14 protein-coding genes are annotated in these 18270 nt (G+C 65.9%); 1 reads left to right on the forward strand and 13 read right to left on the reverse strand.

Annotation, left to right across the window (positions count from 1 at the left end; translation table 11 throughout):
- Window positions 1–14: 14 nt before the first annotated feature.
- The 12 genes from M9H71_RS03740 to M9H71_RS03795 all read right to left on the reverse strand — a co-directional run bounded on the left by M9H71_RS03740 (window position 15) and on the right by M9H71_RS03795 (window position 15373).
- The gene (locus M9H71_RS03740; RefSeq protein WP_455403753.1) at window positions 15–1460 is read right to left on the reverse strand and encodes a hypothetical protein; all 1446 of its coding nucleotides are present in this window, start codon (window positions 1458–1460) and stop codon (window positions 15–17) included.
- Between the two features lie 105 nt (window positions 1461–1565).
- Window positions 1566–3104 carry a class I adenylate-forming enzyme family protein gene (locus tag M9H71_RS03745; RefSeq protein ID WP_455403754.1) on the reverse strand — a complete coding sequence of 513 codons (1539 nt, stop codon included), beginning with the start codon at window positions 3102–3104 and terminating at the stop codon, window positions 1566–1568.
- 175 nt (window positions 3105–3279) lie between these two features.
- Window positions 3280–4059 (reverse strand): enoyl-CoA hydratase/isomerase family protein, encoded by a 780-nt coding sequence (locus tag M9H71_RS03750; RefSeq protein WP_455403755.1) that lies wholly within the window; start codon window positions 4057–4059, stop codon window positions 3280–3282.
- Window positions 4060–4183: 124 nt separating this feature from the next.
- On the reverse strand, window positions 4184–6166 hold the full coding sequence (locus M9H71_RS03755; protein ID WP_455403756.1) for an acetyl-CoA carboxylase biotin carboxylase subunit: 1983 nt from the start codon (window positions 6164–6166) through the stop codon (window positions 4184–4186).
- The gene (locus tag M9H71_RS03760) at window positions 6163–7785 is read right to left on the reverse strand and encodes an acyl-CoA carboxylase subunit beta (RefSeq protein ID WP_455403757.1); all 1623 of its coding nucleotides are present in this window, start codon (window positions 7783–7785) and stop codon (window positions 6163–6165) included. The genes M9H71_RS03755 and M9H71_RS03760 overlap by 4 nt, the downstream gene beginning before the upstream one ends.
- Before the next feature lie 131 nt (window positions 7786–7916).
- A complete protein-coding gene (locus tag M9H71_RS03765) occupies window positions 7917–9521 on the reverse strand; it encodes an AMP-binding protein (protein ID WP_455403758.1) in 1605 nt (534 codons plus the stop codon).
- Window positions 9522–9686: 165 nt separating this feature from the next.
- Entirely contained in the window at window positions 9687–10553 is an 867-nt protein-coding gene (locus M9H71_RS03770; protein WP_164602683.1) for a BKACE family enzyme, read from the reverse strand.
- A gap of 120 nt (window positions 10554–10673) precedes the next feature.
- The gene (locus M9H71_RS03775; protein ID WP_455403759.1) at window positions 10674–11498 is read right to left on the reverse strand and encodes a helix-turn-helix domain-containing protein; all 825 of its coding nucleotides are present in this window, start codon (window positions 11496–11498) and stop codon (window positions 10674–10676) included.
- A gap of 164 nt (window positions 11499–11662) precedes the next feature.
- Entirely contained in the window at window positions 11663–12313 is a 651-nt protein-coding gene (locus tag M9H71_RS03780; protein ID WP_455403760.1) for a glutathione S-transferase family protein, read from the reverse strand.
- Between the two features lie 214 nt (window positions 12314–12527).
- On the reverse strand, window positions 12528–13682 hold the full coding sequence (locus M9H71_RS03785; protein ID WP_455403761.1) for an acyl-CoA dehydrogenase family protein: 1155 nt from the start codon (window positions 13680–13682) through the stop codon (window positions 12528–12530).
- Between the two features lie 137 nt (window positions 13683–13819).
- Complete coding sequence (locus M9H71_RS03790; RefSeq protein ID WP_455403762.1) at window positions 13820–14959, reverse strand: acyl-CoA dehydrogenase family protein; 1140 nt, start codon at window positions 14957–14959, stop codon at window positions 13820–13822.
- A gap of 102 nt (window positions 14960–15061) precedes the next feature.
- Window positions 15062–15373 (reverse strand): c-type cytochrome, encoded by a 312-nt coding sequence (locus tag M9H71_RS03795; protein ID WP_455403763.1) that lies wholly within the window; start codon window positions 15371–15373, stop codon window positions 15062–15064.
- A gap of 223 nt (window positions 15374–15596) precedes the next feature.
- On the opposite strand from M9H71_RS03795, the gene M9H71_RS03800 reads away from it, so the two are divergent.
- Window positions 15597–17720 carry an ATP-binding protein gene (locus tag M9H71_RS03800; RefSeq protein ID WP_455403764.1) on the forward strand — a complete coding sequence of 708 codons (2124 nt, stop codon included), beginning with the start codon at window positions 15597–15599 and terminating at the stop codon, window positions 17718–17720.
- Between the two features lie 47 nt (window positions 17721–17767).
- Here the strand turns inward: M9H71_RS03800 and M9H71_RS03805 are convergent, their stop codons facing one another.
- A complete protein-coding gene (locus M9H71_RS03805) occupies window positions 17768–18211 on the reverse strand; it encodes a hypothetical protein (protein ID WP_455403765.1) in 444 nt (147 codons plus the stop codon).
- Window positions 18212–18270: the final 59 nt, after the last annotated feature.

Below are 18270 nucleotides of genomic sequence, written 5' to 3' on the forward strand. Positions count from 1 at the left end.
GGGCAATGACTGAGCTAATCGCGCACGTGCACCACGGCGATATCGTCGGCATAGAGGCGGCGCCAGCCCGGGCGTTGGTCCATCTCGCGAACGGCGGCAGCGCTCGGCGGCAGCATCGTCGCATCGATACCGTAGCCGGTCAGCATGCGGTCGAGCGCGGCGGGATCCCGCCCCGCGGTGGCGCGCATCATATCCATCACCCGCGCCTCGCCGTAGAGCTCGGCGCGGCCGTCGATGAACACCGGCACGTGGCGTGAGATCAGATAGCCGCCGAAGATGTAAGCGTTGAGAATCCGCTTGGCGCCGTGTGCCTGCACGGCGGCCAGTGCCCGCTCCGGCACCTGAGGCTCGTCGAAGCGATAATGCAGCCGCGGCGCCGCGGCGATCGTGGCGGCGATGATTGCGATCACGGCGACGACCCCGGCCCAGGCCGGGGGGGCGAGATCAGGCTTTGCTTCGGCTGACTTGCGCCCAAGCCCAAGCTGCAGCGCCCATGGCCGCGCCAGGATCATCGGGACCAGCAGCGCGTAGTGTTCGATGCTGCGGACATGCGCCAGTGCCATGTGCACCAGACCGAGCACCAAGAGCAGCCGCGGCCACGGCACCGTCAGCCCGCGCGAAAGGGCGATGCCGAGCAGCGCCAGCAGGCTGGCCTCGAACGTGCCGAACTTCGAGAAATTCGATGGTGCCCACTCGCCGAGCGTCGACAGCACTTCGCCGAGGCTGAGGATCTTGGTGGCCGCCAGCGGCGTGCCCCAGCCGTACGGCGTAGCGCAGCAGGCGGCGACGGCGGCGATGCCGAACGCAGCCCAGCGCAGCGCCAGCGACAATCGCCGTTGCGGTTCGGCTTGGCGCAGCGCTTCCACTCCCACCGCGCCGATCAGCATCAGTCCAAACACGAAGCCGCCGTGCAGATTGGCCCACAGCGCCATTACCAGCAGTAGCGCCCAGGGCGGCGCGGCGTTCCGGTCGGCGGCATCGATCAGGCCAATGAACCACGCCACCATCACCGGTAGCGCCAGCATATGCGGCCGCGCCAGCACATGCGGCATGATCAGCACCATCGCGGCGAGTGCGAGCGCCGACGTCACCAGCGCTGAGGCGTAGCGTTCGAGATAGGCGGTGAACAGCGCCAGCGCCGCCGCGACCGCAAGCGCGGTGACGATCACCGGTCCAGCCCAGCCGGCCTTCATCGCCAGCGCAAAAACCACCTGCGCCAACCACGAGCTCGATTGCCAGGGCTCGCCAGCCCTGGTGAACGAGAAGCTGTCGACCGTCGGCACAGTGCCGTGCGCCAGGATCCAGCGCCCGGTTTCGATCTGCCAGTAGCTGTCGGAATCCTGGAGTAGGCTGTCACCGGCCAGCAGCAGATACACCAACACGCCGGTGCCAACCAGCAGCGGCAGCACGAAGCTGCGCGCGCCGGCGGTCTCGGCCGAATGGATCGCCGGAGCGGTCAAGGAGGAGCTCTTTCCGACCGGGAACATCGATACGGGAATCGAACCACGTCCGCCGATAATATCCGGTAAAGCCGCAGGCCTCGGTGTTCAGACTTTGTTAATCAATCAAATCTTGCGCTCGCGCCCCTGCCAGAACGGATCGCGCACCGCGCGGCGGAGCAGCTTGCCGACCGGACTCTTCGGCACCTCTTCGATGAAGCGCACCTGCTTCGGCACCTTGTAGCTCGCCACCTTGTCGCGCGCGAAGGCGATCAGTTCGGCTTCCTCAGCGCTGGCTCCGGCACGCAATGCGACGAAAGCCGCGACGCTCTCACCCCATTTATCGTCCGGCAGACCGACCACCACCACTTCGCGGACCGCCGGATGCGCGGCCAGCGCGTCCTCGACCTCGCGCGGATAGACATTGTAGCCGCCGGACACGATCATGTCCGAGGTACGGTCGACCAGATACAGATAGCCGTCCTCGTCGAACCGTCCGACGTCGCGGGTGCGCAACCAACCGTCCGGCAGGAACATCTGCGCGTTCAGTTCTGGCGCGTTGTAATAGCCCTTCATCGCGAACGGCGTGCGCAGCGCGATCTCGCCGGCCTCGCCGGGCGCGACCTCCTCGCCCGCTTCGTTGACCAGTTTTACCTCGCAATCAATCGACGGCCGGCCGCAGGAGCCGAGCCGCTGCTCGGCGTTCGGCCCGACGTGATCCTGTTTGGTCAGATGGGTGATGAAGATCGGCGCTTCGGATTGGCCGTAGTATTGCGCGAAACGAGGCCCCCACAGCATCAGCGCGCGCTGCATCACCGGTCGCGGCATCGGCGAGGCACCGTAGATGATGCTCTTCACACTGGAGAAGTCCGCCTGCTCGATGCCCGGATGATCGAGCAGCATGCCGATCATGGTCGGCACCAGATTGAGCGCGGTCGGCTTCCAGCGCTCGACCGCGTCGAGATAGCTCGCCGGCGTGAAGCCCGGCAGCACCGCGGCGACGCCGCCGCGCAGCCAATACGGCACGATGAAACAGCCCGATGCGTGGATCATCGAGGCGGCGTGCAGCATCACGTCGCCCTCGCCGACCTCCATATTGATCAGCACGTTGGTGGCCATCGCCGCCCAGCTCGCCTGGGTGTGCTCGACCGCCTTGAGCTTGCCAGTGGTACCGGAGGTGAAGATGGTGATGACAATGTCGTCGGGCTCACAGCGCCGCGCCGGGGGCGTATCCGGCCGCGCGTGAGCGAGCTGCAGCAGATCGTCGGCATCCGCACTGCCGATGCTGATCAGCTTCAGGCCCTGCATTACTTGCGCCAGCTCGCGCGCCCGCTCGGTGAGATCGGTACCGTGGATCAGGATGTCGACGCCGGCGCCTTCCAGCATCTGCTGCTGTTCGACCAGCGACAGACGGGAATTCAGCGGCACCCGCGACAGCCGCGATTTGACGAAGCCGAAGTCGATCGGCAGCGTGTAGATCGAATTGTTCAGCAGCATCCCGACGCGGCTGCCGACCTCGAGCCTGAACGTGTCGATGAAAACGTTGGCGATCCGGTTCGACAGCAGATCGACTTCAGTGAACGTCATGCGCTGATCGCCGAACATCACCGCCGTCCTCGGGCCGTGATACACCGCGCCGCGCCGGATCATCTCGGATGCCAGCATCGTGGTTCCTCCCTGTCTGCGCCCGCCCCTTGCTGCGGCGTGGCTGTTAGGTCTTCGTCCGCTCAACGAGTCATTCCGGGGCGCTCACGAAGTGAGCGAACCCGGAATCTCGCCGCCACAACCTCGGGATTCCGGGTTCGCGCTCCGCGCGCCCCGGAATGACCGCCTGCGGCGGTCACTTCCCCGGCCACACCGGCTTGCGCTTTTCGGCGAAGGCTTTCAGGCCTTCCTTGGCATCCTCGGTCATAGCCAACAGGGCGATCTGGCTTTCGGTGTAGGCGATGCTCTCGTCGAACGACATCGATGAAATCGCGCGCATCGCGTATTTGCCGCGGCGGATCGCGGTCGGCGATTTGTCGGTCAGCCGCTTCGCCAGCCACTCGACCTTGGCGTCGAGCTCGGCCGCCGGCACGGCGTAGTTGAGGAGGCCAGCCGCCAGCGCCGCTTGCGTATCGAACGGCTCGCCGGTCAGCGCCCATTCGGCGATCAGCCGCCGGGGCGCGATGTCCTGGAGCAGGCTCATCACCTGCATCGGGAACACGCCGACCTTCACCTCCGGCAGCCCGAACACAACGTTGTCGGCCGCGACCGCCATGTCGGTCATGCACAACAGCCCCATGCCGCCGGCCATGCAGGTGCCGTTGACGCGGGCGATCGACGGCTTGGTCGCGTTCTGCGCCAAGCGCAACAGATCGGCGTAGTCGACATTCGGCTTGGAGAAATCGAACGAGAACGCCGCCCCGGTCGACTGCAGATCGGCGCCGGCGCAAAATGCCTTGTCACCGGCGCCGGTGAGCACGATCACCCGCACCTCGGCGTCTTCATGCGCCTGCTTCCAGCCGCTTGTGATGCCCTCGACCACGCCGGCATTAATGGCGTTGCGTTTGTCGGGACGGTTGATGGTGATCCACAGCGCGCTTTCGCGCTTCTCGATGATCACGGCGTCGTTGCTCATGTCAAATACCCTTCGTCTTCGTCATTGCGAGGAGCGGAGCGACGAAGCAATCCAGCTCCGTGCACTGCGCTCTGGATTGCTTCGCTTCGCTCGCAATGACGGGGATAATCAGTGCTCCAGAACTCTACGTCGCCGCTTCGATCTCGGCGACGATGCGGCCGGCGGTGACCTGCTCGCCTTCGGCGACATCGATGGTGATGATGCCAGAGCCAGGCGCCGTGTGCACGTGCTCCATCTTCATCGCTTCCAGCGTCAGCACCGGTTGGCCGGCCTCGACGCGGTCGCCGGCTTTGACCAGCACCGCGACGACGCGGCCGTTGAGCGCCGCGCGCAGCTTGCCGTCGCCGCCGCCACGCGCCGCGCTTTGCGGCGCCGCCCGGGTCAGGTCGACGATGCTGTTCTGCACGCCCAGCCGCTGCACGAACAACCGGTCGCCGTCGCGGTGGAAGACCGCGGACTCGCCGAGATCTTTGGCCTGGAAGCGGATGCCGCCAGCGGACAGTTCCTCGATCACAAAGCTGATCGATTGCCCCTCCTGGCTCACGACGTAGCTACCGTCGCGCTCACGCACCACTTCGCAAGCCTGCTCCGCGCCGTCGAGTTCGAACTTGAGCCGGGTCGGAAACACCGTCGCGAGCGAACGGCCCGGCCGATGCGGCGGCGCGTGGCGGTCGGTGACGTAGAGCAGCAGCGCCGCGACCGCGGGTGCCGGCACCGCATCGTCCGGCAGCGACCGCACTAATGCGTCGCGATGCTGCCCGATGAAGGCCGTGGTCGCCTCCCCGGCGGCGAATACCTGGTGGCGCAGACAGGCGGCGAGGAAGCCGCGATTGGTGGTGACACCGAAGGCAATGGTGCCGTCGAGACCATGGATCAGCTTGCGCCGCGCCTCATCCCGGCTGGCACCGACCGCGATCACCTTGGCGATCATCGAGTCGTAATACGGCGGGATCTCCGCACCCGATTGCAGCGCGTGCTCGACCCGCAGCTCGCCCGGCATCCGCCACAGCGCCATCCGCCCCGATTGCGGCATGAAGTCGTGGTCGGCATCCTCCGAGCACAGCCGCACTTCAATGGCGTGACCCTTGAAGGTCACATCGTCCTGGCGCAGCGGCAGCGGTTCGCCGGCGGCGATCCGAAGCTGCAGCTCGACCAGATCGAGCCCGGTGATCGCTTCGGTCACCGGATGCTCGACCTGCAGCCGGGTGTTCATCTCCATGAAGTAAAAGTTGCCTTCGGTGTCGAGCAGGAACTCCAGCGTGCCGGCGCCTTCGTAGCCGATCGCCTTGACGGCATTCACCGCCACGGTGCCCATCTGCTCACGCAGGGCTTCCGACACCGCCGGCGATGGGGCCTCCTCGATCAGCTTCTGATGGCGGCGCTGTACCGAGCAGTCGCGTTCGCCGAGATGGATGGCGGCGCCATAGCGATCACCGAACACCTGAATCTCGATGTGGCGGGGCTCGAGGATCGCCCGCTCCAAAATCACGGTGGGATCGCCGAACGCGCTCTGCGCCTCCGAACGGGCGCTGCGCAGCGCGTCGGGCAGCGCCGCGGCGTCTGCCACCAGCCGCATGCCGCGTCCGCCGCCGCCGGCCACCGCCTTGATCATGATCGGAAAGCCGATCCGCTCGGCTTCGCGGATCATCGCGGCGTCGCTCTGGTCTTCGCCCTGATAGCCCGGCACGCACGGCACGCCGGCCTTCAGCATGATCGCTTTGGCGCCGGCCTTGTTGCCCATCGCGGCGATCGACTCGGGCGACGGTCCGATAAAGACCAGCCCCGCATCGCGGCAGGCAGCGGCGAAGTCTTCGTTCTCGGCGAGGAATCCGTAGCCGGGATGCACCGCGTCGGCGCCGGCAGTCTTCGCTGCCTGAATAATTGCCGGGATGTTCAGGTAAGATTGCGACGGCTGCGCGCCGCCGATCGCCACCGCCTCGTCCGCGGCGCGAACGTGGGCGGCGTCGCGATCCGCGTCGGAATACACGGCGACCACACCATAACCGAGCCGGCAGGCACTGCGCATCACCCGCAGCGCGATCTCGCCGCGGTTGGCGATCAGGATCTTGGAGAACGGCGTCAGCTTCAACATACGGGTCACACTCATGGCCGGGACACCGCGAACTGCATGCGCTGCGGCTCGCGCGCTTCGCTCTCACGACAGATCGCCAATACTTCGGAGAGCACGGCGCGAGTGTCGCGGGGGTCGATCACACCGTCGTCGAGCATCCGCGCCGAGGTCGCGAACACGTCCATCTGGCCGTTGAACACCGCGGTGATACCGGCCTTCATCTGATCGAGCTTTTCGCGGTCGACCGGCACGCCCTTCCGCGCCGCGCCGGCTTCGGCGACGATCGCCATGGTTTCGGCGGCCTGCTCGCCGCCCATCACCGCGGTCTTGGCGTTGGGCCAGGAGAAGCAGAACCGCGGATGGAAGCCGCGGCCACACATGCCGTAATTGCCGGCGCCGAACGAAGCGCCGCAATAGATCGTGATCTGCGGCACGGTGGCCGAGGTCACCGCCTGGATCATCTTGGAGCCGTGCTTGATCATGCCGGCTTCCTCATAGGCGCGGCCGACGATGTAGCCGGTGGTGTTGTTGAGATACAGGATCGGGGTGCGCGACTGGCAGCAGGCCTGGATGAAATGCGTCGCCTTGTTGGCGCCGGCCGGATCGAGCGGACCGTTGTTGGTGATGATGCCGATCGCCATGCCGGCGATCCGCGCCTGGCCGACCACCGTGGCGGGGCCGTAGTTCGGCGACATCTCGGTGAAGTCGGAGTCGTCGACGATCCGCGCGATCACCTGGCGCATGTCGACTGGACGCTTGTGATCCATCGGCATGATGCCGAGCAGTTCCTCCGGATCGTACAGCGGCGGGTGATAGGTCGCGGGATCCGGCCCCGGACCGGAGCGGTCCCATGGCAGCCCGGCCATGATGTCGCGCGCGATCCGCAGCGCGTCGCGATCGTCTTCGGCGAGGTAATCGCCGAGACCGGAAATCGAGGTGTGCATCTCGGCGCCGCCGAGTTCTTCCTCGGTGGCGATCTCGCCGGTGGCCGCCTTGAGCAATGGTGGGCCTGCGAGAAACGCCCGGGTCCGGCCGCGCACCATCACGATATAGTCGGACAGGCCGGTCTGATACGCGCCGCCCGCGGTGGACGAGCCATGCGTCACCGTCACCACCGGCAGTCCGGCGGCGGACATTCGCGCCAGATTACGGAAGATGTTGCCGCCGCGGACGAAGTCCTCGACGCGGTAGCGCAGCAGATTGGCGCCCGCGCTTTCGACCAGCTGCACGAACGGCAGCCTGTTCTCCAGCGCCAGCTCCTGAATCCGCAGCGTCTTGTCGAGCCCGAACGGCTGCAGCGCTCCAGCGTCGATGCCGGAATCGTTGGCGCTGATCATGCAGCGGATGCCGGAAACATAGCCGATGCCACCGATCACACCGCCGCCGGGCACGCTCTTGTCGGCGTTGGCGGTGTCGAACATGTAGCCGGCGAGCGTCGACAGTTCGAGGAACGGCGTGCCGGGATCGAGCACCAGCGCGACGCGCTCGCGCGGCAAGAGCTGCCCGCGCTTATGGAAGCGCTCGGCGGAGCCTGCCGACAGCGTCCGCGCCCGCGCCTCCAGCATCCGCATCCGCTCGATCAGCGCCAGCATGCCGTCGCGATTGGCCCTGAAGCCCTCACTCCCCGGCGCCACGGTGGATTCGATGATTCCCATTCACGCTTCCCTTAGTCGTTTCCGTCATTCCGGGCGCGACCGCAGGTCGCGCGCCCGGAATCTCGATGTGTTCTGAACCTCGGGATTCCGGGTTCACGCCGCGTCGCGGCGTGCCCCGGAATGACGGTGAATCACCCCGTCTGCCCGAGCATGAAGTGATCGGTGAAGGCGCTGCGCAGTTCGACCTTGCGCAGTTTGCCGGTGGCGGTCATCGGCATGTCGTCGACGATCTTCAGAAGCTTCGGCACCTGAAAGCCGCCGAGGTGCTTCTTGCAGTGCTCGATGATCTCGGTCTCGGCCGCGGAGGCGCCTGGCTTCAGCTTAACGAAGGCCGACACCGCCTCGCCCCATTGCGGATGCGGCAGGCCGACAACCGCGGCGTTCATCACCGCCGGATGCGCCAGCAGCGTCTCCTCGATCTTGACCGAGGCGACGTTCTCGCCGCCGGATTTGATCATGTCCTTCTTGCGGTCGAGGAACAGCACCTCGCCGTGCTCGTCGATCAGCGCCAGGTCGCCGGTGTGGTGCCAGCCGAATTTTCGCGCGGCCTCCGTGGCTTCGGGATCCTTGTAATAACCGAGCATCACGTTGGGGCCGCGATGCACGATCTCCCCCACCTGACCGACGCCGAGAAGGTTGCCGGCGTCGTCCATGATCGCGGTCTCGTTGACCAGCGTCGACTCGCCCCAGTAATTGCCGAAGCGAGCGAGCTGACGGTCCGGCTGCGACATCGTCGTCGCCGGATACATCTCGGTCTGCCCCGAAGGCTGGACAAAGGTCGGGCAGAGCTCGGCGATCGCGCGCTCCAGCAGCGGCCGCGGCATCGGCGCCATGGTGTAGATGCAGCAGCGCAGGGTCGAGAGATCGAACTCCTTGCGCCGCGGATGGTCGAGGATCACCTGATACATCAGCGGCAGGCCGATGAAGACCGTGAGCTTGTCGCGCTGGATCGCCTCCATGCAGGCGACCGGATCGAAGCCGCGCATCAGCGCCATCTTGCCGCCGACGATGAGATAGGACAGCAGCACGACGTGGGCGGCACAGTGGAACAGCGGAAACTGCCCGGTGATGCCGTCAGTGCGCGAGAGCTGCATCTCGATCGCATTGCTCATCGCCGCCATCGTCACCGCAAGGTGGCCGTGCATCGCTCCCTTCGGCCGCGAGGTGGTGCCCGAGGTGTAGATGATCATCGCCAGATCGCGATCGTCGAACGCCACGTCCGGCTCGATCTCGGATTGGCCGTCGAGCAGTTGATCGAAGGTCGGCAGTCCGGTTTCGGCGGCCTTGCCGGCCAGATTGACAGCGATCAGATCGATGCCGCGCGCTTCCAGCGCAGCGCGGCGCTCCGGCTGGCCGAACAGATTGTCGTCGATCACCGCGACCTTCACGCCGGCGTGGTCGAGGATGTAGCTCATGTCGTCCGGACCGAGCATGGTGTTGATCGGCACCCAGACCAGCCCCGCACGATGAATGCCGAACAGCGCTTTGACGAACTCGACCGAGTTGTTGCAGATGGTCGAGATCTTGGCGCCCGGCTGCAGCCCGCGCGCGACCAGCGCATTGGCGAAGCGGTTGGCGTCGCGTTCGAGTTCACCATAGCTGACCTGACGGGCGCCGTCGGTCAGTGCGATGCGGTTCGGAAACCGCTTCGCCGATTTACGCAAAATGTCGCCGATCGCCACGCGGCCGATCCGCCCCGGTCCCGGCACGCCGCCGGTCGCTTCAAGACTGGTCATGGTTCACTCCCTCGAGGTGAGGCAGCTCTTCCGGCTGCTTGATGTGCGATGCTTATCGGTTGTCATTCCGGGGCGCCGCGCAGCGGCGAACCCGGAATCTCGACGGTGGCAGAACATCTCGGGATTCCGGGTTCGCGCTTACGCGCGCCCCGGAATGACTCGTGATTAGTGCAGCACACCAAAGATCTTGCGCGCCTCTTCGGGCGAAGCGATCTCACGCCCGGCCCGGCGGGCGCAGCCGGCGATCTCTTCGATCAACTGCCCGTTCGAGGTCACCTTCTCGCCATTGGCCAGATAGAACGTGTCTTCGAGACCAGTGCGCAGATGGCCGCCGAGGTCGGCGCAGGCCTGATGCAGCGGCCAGATCTCGGCGCGGCCGATCGCGGTGACCTGCCAATGCGCTTCGGGGCGCTTGAGCTTCAAGAGGATCGGCAGCAATTCGGGATCGGCCGGCATGCCCGAGGCGACGCCCATCACGAAGTTGTATTCGAGCGGGCCGGCATACATCCCGGTCTGCACATACATGCCGACACAGCGCACGATGCCGACGTCGAAGCACTCGAATTCGGGGATGGTCCCGGCGTCCTTCATCGCGCCGAGGAAGTCCGCGATCTTTTCGACCGAATTGTCGAACATCATCGGCGGCCAGGCCCAGGTGTTGTCGGCCTTGACCTTGAGGTAGTTCAGCGAACCGGCGTTGCAGGCCGCGATCTCCGGTTTGGTCTCGCGGATGCACGCGAGCGGGCCCTGGTAGTTCGGGCCCGAGGTGCCGGAGGTGTGGTTGATGATGATGCCCGGGCAGGCGTCGCGGATCGCCTGCTGGATCTCGCGCGAGACGTTGACGTCCCAGCTCGGCAGATGGCCCTTGTCGGGGCGCTGATCGCGCAGATGGATATGAACGATGGCGGCACCGGCATCGTAGGCCGCCTTGGCCTCGCGGGCCATCTGTTCCGGCGTCACCGGGACGTGGTGCTGCTTCGGATCGGTCAGCACGCCGTTCAGCGAGCAGGTGATCACCGCCTTGTCGCTCATTCGCTTCCAGCCCTTTCAGGTTGCTGTAGCGCCGCCTGGGATTGCGACGCGAACCATGTTGGGCAGAATGATGCTGAGCACGCGCCGGCGTATCTTGCGCCGACGCGCTGAGTGCAGAGGCTAGGTGCGGCCGTGCCGCAGTTCGGCGACACGCATGCTGTGCGGATCGCTGCGCCAGATCGCCAGATCGCGCGAGCCGGAGAAGATCGCGCGCGGCTGCAGGCCGTAGAAGCGCCGGATCGAATGGCTGAAGTGCGTCGAGTCCGGATAGCCGATGTCCTGCGCCAGATGCGCGAGGTTGATATCGGAGTTGACGAAGTGCAGCAGATGCCGCGCCCGCTTCCAGGCGCGGAAGGCGCGGAACGAGACGCCGGTCTCGTCCTTGAACAGATGCAGGAAGCGCGACTGCGACAGGTTGGCCGCGCTGGCGCAATCCTCGGCGCTGACGGTGTCCGTGCCGACGTCGTTGATGCGGGCGATCGCACGGGCGACACGCCGATCAATCGCGCGCGCCGGCAGCGGTTCGCCGAAGAACAAATCGTCGAATTCGGACGTTGTGAAGCCGTCGCGGCGCCCGGTCTCGACCAGAGCCCGATAAGCCTGGCGGATCCGGCTCGCGAGTGCCGGCGCAGTGGCCCCGGCAATCCGCGCTCCGAGCGCCGCCATTGGCGCCGGCAGCACCGTTTCGGGCTCGATCACCAGACTGATGATGCAGCGCGAATCCGATTCGACGTTGTGCGGCAGATAAGGCGGCACGAACGCGACCGCGCCGACCTGTTCGGGCCGTCCCTCGATCGTCACCCGCAAGCTGCCCTGCATCGAGACGTAAATCGCGTAGCCGCCGCTGGTGCGGCGTCGCGGACGGCCAAGCAGGCCGGCGTAAAACACCCGTTCCGGGCTGATCAGCATCAGATGGCCGGAATCCGGACAGTCGTCGTTCGTCATCGGTCCTCCCGGGGCGGGTTGTCGCCCGTTGCCGCATTGTTCTGCGGTGCCCTCTTCGCGGAGCATCACGGACAATACAGCAACGCCCGGCGTTGTCACCGGGCGAGATGACGCGGAAGTTCCGTCCCCGGCGGAGCCTTTCGCCGGGGACGCGACGTCGGAATTCAGGCCCGTTTCGGCACCTTTTGCTCTTCGCCGGCACGGGTTTCAGCTTCCAGCGCCCGCTGATAGCCGTCTCGCTGCTGCAGCCGGGCCCAGTAGGCTGTCACGTTCGGGCCAAAATCCTTGGCGAGGCCGAGATTGCTCGCCAGCCGCAGCGCGTAGCCGTTTACCACATCGGCCGCAGTGAACCGGCCGGCGCAGAGGTAATCGCCCTGCCCGGCCGCCGCCTCGACCGCGCGGAGCCGGCCGAGGAACCACTTGCCGTAGTCCTCCACCACCTGCGGCTGACGCCGTTCCGCCGGCTCCAGCGTGCCGTAGCGCAGCACCAGGGTTTGCGGGAAGGTCAGCGTCGCGTCGGAGAAGAACATCCAATTGAGGTACGAGCCGTAGGCCGGATCATCGACCCCGACCACCAGCGGCGTCGGGCCGTGGCGCGTGCCGAGATACTGACAGATCCCGGACGACTCCGTCATCTTGGTCTCGCCGTCGATCATGAACGGAATGGTGCCGAGCGGATTGATCGCCAGATACTCCTTGGCGAGCACCCGCGGCGGAAACGGCAACATCTTCAGCTCGTAATCGAGACCCATTTCCTCCAGCATCCACAGCGGCCGAAACGACCGCGCGCCATGGCAGTGATACAGCGTGATCATGGTATGCGTTCTCCCTGTCATTGTTTGTTAGCATCGCCACAGCCAATCGCACAGCGCGCTCCCTCGCCCCGCCCTTGCGGGGAGAGGGCTGGGGTGAGGGGCGACGCAAGCACTGACTCTCGGCCTCGCGAATACGCCCCCTCACCCGGATTGCTGCGCAATCCGACCTCTCCCCGCGCGCGGGGAGAGGTGAGCCGCGGCTGCGGTCACACGCTCACGCCTTCCCCGGCAGCGTGCCGTTCATCTTGCACAGAATGCCGAGCATCACCTCATCGGCGCCGCCGCCGATCGCGGTGAGACGGCTGTCGCGATAGGAGCGGCTCACCAGCGTTTCGTTCATGAAACCCATGCCGCCCCAGAACTGCAAGCAGGCGTCGGGCAATTCGCGGCCCAGACGGCCGGCCTTGAGCTTGGCCATGGTGGCGAGCTGAGTAACGTCCTCGCCGGCAACCAGCGCTTCGGCGGCACGATACACCAGCGAGCGGAGCAGCTCGACCTCGGTCTGCAGCTCGGCGAGCCGGAAGTGGATCACCTGATTGTCGAGCAGCGGCTTGCCGAACGCCTTGCGGCCGCGGGTGTAGTCGATGGTGTTCTGGATCGTCCTCTCGTGCGCCTTGAGGCACGCCGCCGCGCCCCACAATCGCTCCTCCTGGAACTGCACCATCTGATAGGTGAAGCCCTTGCCCTCCTCGCCGATCCGGTTGCGCTTCGGCACGCGCACCTCGTCGAAGTAAATCTGCGCGGTGTCGGATGAGCGCATCCCGAGCTTGTCGAGCTTACGCGCGATGGTGACGCCCTTGCTCTTCATCGGCACGCAGATCAGCGACTTGTTGCGATGCACCGGCCCCTCGCCGGTGTTGCAGAGCAGGCAGATCCAGTCGGCCTGGGTGCCGTTGGTGATCCACATCTTGCCGCCGGAGATCACGTAGTCGTCACCGTCAGATTTCGCCGTGGTCTTGATCGAGGCAACGTCGGAGCCGGCGCCGGGCTCGGACACGCCGATGCAGGCGACGTAGTCGCCCGCGATCGACGGCGCCAGAAACTCCTTGCGCAACTCGTCGGAGCCGAACCGCGCCAGCGCAGGCGTCGCCATATCGGTCTGCACGCCGATCGCCATCGGCACCGCGCCGCAATTGATCGCGCCAAGTTCTTCCGCCATCATCAGCGCGTAGGAGTAATCGAGCCCCTGTCCGCCATATTCCACCGGCTTGTTGAGCCCGAGGAAGCCGAGGTCCCCGAGCTTCTTGAACAGTTCGTGGGCCGGGAAGATGCCGGCGTTTTCCCACTCGTCGACGTGCGGATTGATGTCGCTCTGAATGAACTTCTGCAGAATGCGGCGCGGTTCGTCATGGTCTTGGCTGAACAGCATCTGGCTTCTTCCCTGGTCATTCCGGGGCGCACGCCGCAGGCGGGCGAACCCGGAATCTCGCTTGTTATTATCGTTCGTCGTTATCACCTCGGGATTCCGGGTTCGCGCTGCGCGCGCCCCGGAATGACGGTGTGAGGCTAAAGCCCCATCTGCCGGCTAGCGAGGTCCTTCATGATTTCTTCGGTGCCGCCGCCGATGGCGTTGACCTTGACGTCGCGATAGATCCGCTCGACCTTGACGCCGCGCATGTAGCCGGCGCCCCCGAAGATCTGCACCGCTTCGGAGGCGCAGAACGCCATCGTCTGCGTCGCCTGGTTCTTCAGCATGCAGATTTCCGCGATCGGGCTTTCCCCCTGATCGACCCGCCAGGCGAGCAGTTCCAGCATCGCCTGCGAGGCGGCGATCTTCTGCGCCATGTCGACCAGCTTGTGGCGGATCACCTGATGCTTCACCAGCGGCTTGCCGAAGGTGACGCGCTGCTTGGCGTATTCCGTTGCCTCGTCGAGGCAGACCTTCGAAGCTGCGATGCAGCCGGCCGCCATGGTCAGTCGCTCGCTGTTGAAGTTCATCATGATGATCATGAAGCCGGCGCCCTCGGTGCCGAGCAAATTGGCGACCGGGACGCGGCAATTGTCGAAATGCAGCGTCGCGGTGTCGGAGGCCCACCACCCCATCTTCTTCAGCGGCGTCCGTGTCAGCCCTGGCGTATCGCCAGGGATCAAAAGAAGACTAACGCCGCCCGGCCCGTCGCCGCCGGTGCGGACCGCGGTGGTGATGTAGTCGGCGCGCATGCCGGAGGTGATGAAGGTCTTCTCACCGTTGACGACGTAATGGTCACCGTCGCGCACCGCGCGGGTGCGCAAATTCGCGACGTCGGAGCCCCCCGAGGGTTCGGTGATCGCCAGTGCCGAGATCTTCTTGCCCGCTAAAATCTCCGGCAGCACCCGCGCCTTCAGTTCGGCCGAGCCGGCACGCGCGATCGGCGGCGCGCCGATCGAATGGCTGTTGAGGCTGGCGCTGACGCCGCCGGCCGCCGCCCGCGCGAGTTCCTGTGTGGCGACGATCCACATGAACTGATCGCACGGCGTACCGCCGTATTCTTCCGGGAAGCCGAGTCCGAGCAGCCCGATCGCCGCGGCCTTCTCGTACAGCTCGCGCGGGAAGCCGCCGGCTTCGTCCCACTCGGTGGCGAACGGCTCGATTTCATTCTGGACGAAACGCCGCACCACGTCGCGAAATGCGATGTGGTCCGCATTGTAGAATGGTGAGTTGCTCAATCCTCGCACCCGCGGTCAGCTCATGACGGCGGCGAGGATGCCGGGAAAGACCGGAACCGCCTTGCGTCGAGGCGCTGGCTCCTGGCGCGGCCGTTACTCGCGTCAGCGGTGCTTCTGCCCCGCGATATAGGCCGCCAGATCCTTGGTGTCGCTTCGGCTCAGCGCCATGTTGGCCATCTTCGGATGCGGTTCGAGCAGGAAGAACGCCAGCCTCTCTTCGTTGAAATTCGGCTGCGAGGCGATCGCTGCGAACGACGGCGCCATGTCGCTGCCCTTGCGCTGCTCGTCGGAGACGACGTGGCAACCGGTGCACCAGCGCGTGGCCAGCGTCTCACCGTTCTGCGCATCGGCGGCAAGCGAGGGGCCGGTGCCGGCAATCAGCACGAGCGACAGGCCGAGGGTCAAAGCACGCATCGACGGCTCCCCGTGTTCGTCAGACGGCGACCGCCGCCGGGCAAATCACTGCAAGTTCCGCTGTTTACTTCAACCTGCGCCGGGGCGATAGATGGTCGATCGGCGGGGGTCGCCTCGCGGTTCCCGTCCTGCTTTTGCCGCCACCGAGTTGCAACAGCGTTGCTCGATCCTGAAAGGTGCACCATCGATCCGCTCATGGCCCCGCTTTGGAAGCTCCCGCCCCATGCTGGCCGCACAGCGTGATTCGCTGCGGCTGCTCCGCGCGATCCTGGTCGCATCCGTGGTGCTGCCGATCGCGCTGTTCAGCTATGCCTCGTGGCTGTCGTATCGCACCAACGACGCTAATGCCGACCGTCAGATCGACAAGACCCGCGACGTTGTCACCGAGCACGCGCTGAAGATCTTCGAGTCGGTGCAGCGTTCGATCGCGGAAACCGCCGAGATCGTCCGCGACATGTCGGACGACCAGATTCGCGCCGCCGAGCCCGCCCTGCACGCCCGGCTGACACGCCTGGTCGGCGGCTCCGAGCAGATCAAGTCGATGTGGATCTTCGACAAGACCGGTCGGCCGCTGGTTTCCACCATGCAAGTTCCATCGGCGCGCCCCGATCTGTCCGACCGTGATTACTTCAGGGTGCATCTCGGCAAGGACGTCGGCCTGTATGTCGGCCGTGTGCTGGAGCCGCGCCCGCCGTTCGATGGAGCACCGTTCTTCAGCGTCAGCCGGCGCCGCTCCGCGCCGGATGGCAGCTTCGCCGGCGTGATCCAGGCCTCGGTTCTGCCGGACTACTTCGAAGGCTTCTACGCCAAGGTCGGCCGCGAGGACGGCGGTTTCGTCGCGCTGGTGCGCGAAGACGGCACGATCCTCGCCCGGATGCCCGAGATCGATCGCACCGATGTCGCAGTCAAGCCCGACGGAATCGTCGGCCAGGCGATCCGCGAGGGCCACAGCGAAGGGCGGATGACCACGGTGTCGTCGCTCGACGGTATCGAGCGCCGCGTCGCGTTCCGCAAGCTGCCCAACCTGCCGGTCTATGTGTTCGCCGGACTGGAGACGCGCGCGATCCACTCGATGTGGCTGTCGCAGATCGGCGCCTATCTGCTGGTCGGCCTGCCGGCGACCGCAGCGCTGATCGCGATCGTACTGCTGGCGATGCGGCGAACGCAGAAGCTGTACGAGGAGGCCGACCGTCGCCACGCCGCGGAAAACGCGCTGAAGCAGTCACAGCGGCTGGAGTCGCTGGGCCGCCTCACCGGCGGCGTCGCGCACGACTTCAACAATCTGCTGATGGTGGTCGGCGGCTCGGTGCAGAAACTCCGGCGTCGTCACGGCGACCTGCAGGACATCCGCAGCTTCGACATGATCGATTCCGCAGTCGCCAAGGGCACGGCGCTGACCCGGCAGTTGCTGTCGTTCTCGCGCCGTCACAACGTTGCCGCCAAGGCGATCGATCTCGGCGAAGCGCTGCACAAGTTCGCGGACGTGCTGCGGCAGTCGGTGCGCAGCGACATCGGCATCACGATCGAGCCGCCGGCCGGACCGGTGGTGGTGATGATCGACCCCAACGAATTCGAGATCGCGCTGCTCAACCTCGCGCTCAACGCCCGCGACGCGATGCCTGAGGGCGGGCGCATCACCATCTCGATCCACACCGAGACGCTGAAGAATTTCGGCCCGCGCCGACTCACCGGCCGCTACGCCATCCTGTCGTTCGCCGACACCGGCGTCGGCATTCCGGACGACATCCGCGAGCGGGTGTTCGAACCGTTCTTCACGACCAAGCCGGTCGATCGCGGCACCGGTCTCGGCCTCAGCCAGATCTACGGTTTCGTCCAGCAATCGAGCGGCGCCATCACGGTCGACAGCGAAGTCGGCCGCGGCACCCGGTTCGATCTGTTCCTGCCGCTGAGTTCGGAAGCGCCGGCGCGCGACGAATCCGCCCCCCAGATGGAGGTGCGCGGCGCCGAAACGCCCAAGACGCTGCTGCTTGTGGAGGATCACCCGGACGTCGCCGCGGTTGCGGCGGACTACGCGGCGCAATGCGGCTTCACGGTGGTCCCGGCCAACTGCGCCGAAGCCGCGATCGAGGTTCTCAACCGCCGCCGCGACATCGATCTGGTGTTCAGCGACATCGTGATGCCGGGCATGAGCGGCCTGGAGCTGGCGCGGCTGATCCGCGAGCACCATCCAGAAACGCCGGTGATCCTGGCGTCGGGCTACAGCGACCGTTCGGCTTCGGCGCTGAGCGAAGGATTCCCGTTACTGCAGAAGCCCTACACATTGGAAACGATGCGCACCGCGCTGACACAGGCGATGCAACGCGCAGCGATCAGGCCAACGGCCTGATCGCGCGACCGTCCCAAGCGGAGCCATTGCTCCGCGGGGGATCGGTGTTACCAGTGGCGATGGCGATGATGATGCCAGTGCCGGCGGTGCCAGCCCGGGCCATAGCCGGCGCGGATCACCGGCGCGCCGTAATAGCCGTAGGCGCGATACGGCCGGTAATAAGAGCGGTAGCCGTAATACACCGGACGGGGGCGATAGTAGTAGCGCGGACCGCCCCACCCCCATCCGCCGCCATAATACGCCGGACCGCCGTAATAGGTCACGACACGCGGCGCATAACCGTAACCACCGTAGTAAGGACCGCCGCCGTAATAGCCGTAGCCGGGACCGTAGGCGTAAGCCGACGAGGCCACACCGGCGATCAGCGCGCCAGCAGCGAGACCACCGATGAACGGACCAATCCCGTTCCGGGCTTCGGCCGGGGCCGGAGCCGCAACGGTAGCAACCGCAAGGGTGGCGACAGTTCCGAGAACCAGAGCAGTTTTCCTCATGGAGCACATCCTGTGAGCGTTGATGTGGTCGATTAAACTGCAGTTCCCGGCAAAAGTTG

This window comes from Rhodopseudomonas parapalustris (assembly GCF_053772255.1).

What these genes read in the sequence shown, in the direction of transcription:
- M9H71_RS03745 (WP_455403754.1), bottom strand. Translation starts at nt 3,104, where the DNA reads ATGCTGGCATCCGAGATGATCCGGCGCGGCGCGGTGTATCACGGCCCG.
- M9H71_RS03750 (WP_455403755.1), bottom strand. Translation starts at nt 4,059, where the DNA reads ATGAGCAACGACGCCGTGATCATCGAGAAGCGCGAAAGCGCGCTGTGG.
- M9H71_RS03755 (WP_455403756.1), bottom strand. Translation starts at nt 6,166, where the DNA reads ATGAGTGTGACCCGTATGTTGAAGCTGACGCCGTTCTCCAAGATCCTG.
- M9H71_RS03760 (WP_455403757.1), bottom strand. Translation starts at nt 7,785, where the DNA reads ATGGGAATCATCGAATCCACCGTGGCGCCGGGGAGTGAGGGCTTCAGG.
- M9H71_RS03765 (WP_455403758.1), bottom strand. Translation starts at nt 9,521, where the DNA reads ATGACCAGTCTTGAAGCGACCGGCGGCGTGCCGGGACCGGGGCGGATC.
- M9H71_RS03770 (WP_164602683.1), bottom strand. Translation starts at nt 10,553, where the DNA reads ATGAGCGACAAGGCGGTGATCACCTGCTCGCTGAACGGCGTGCTGACC.
- M9H71_RS03775 (WP_455403759.1), bottom strand. Translation starts at nt 11,498, where the DNA reads ATGACGAACGACGACTGTCCGGATTCCGGCCATCTGATGCTGATCAGC.
- M9H71_RS03780 (WP_455403760.1), bottom strand. Translation starts at nt 12,313, where the DNA reads ATGATCACGCTGTATCACTGCCATGGCGCGCGGTCGTTTCGGCCGCTG.
- M9H71_RS03785 (WP_455403761.1), bottom strand. Translation starts at nt 13,682, where the DNA reads ATGCTGTTCAGCCAAGACCATGACGAACCGCGCCGCATTCTGCAGAAG.
- M9H71_RS03795 (WP_455403763.1), bottom strand. Translation starts at nt 15,373, where the DNA reads ATGCGTGCTTTGACCCTCGGCCTGTCGCTCGTGCTGATTGCCGGCACC.
- M9H71_RS03800 (WP_455403764.1), top strand. Translation starts at nt 15,597, where the DNA reads ATGCTGGCCGCACAGCGTGATTCGCTGCGGCTGCTCCGCGCGATCCTG.
- M9H71_RS03805 (WP_455403765.1), bottom strand. Translation starts at nt 18,211, where the DNA reads ATGAGGAAAACTGCTCTGGTTCTCGGAACTGTCGCCACCCTTGCGGTT.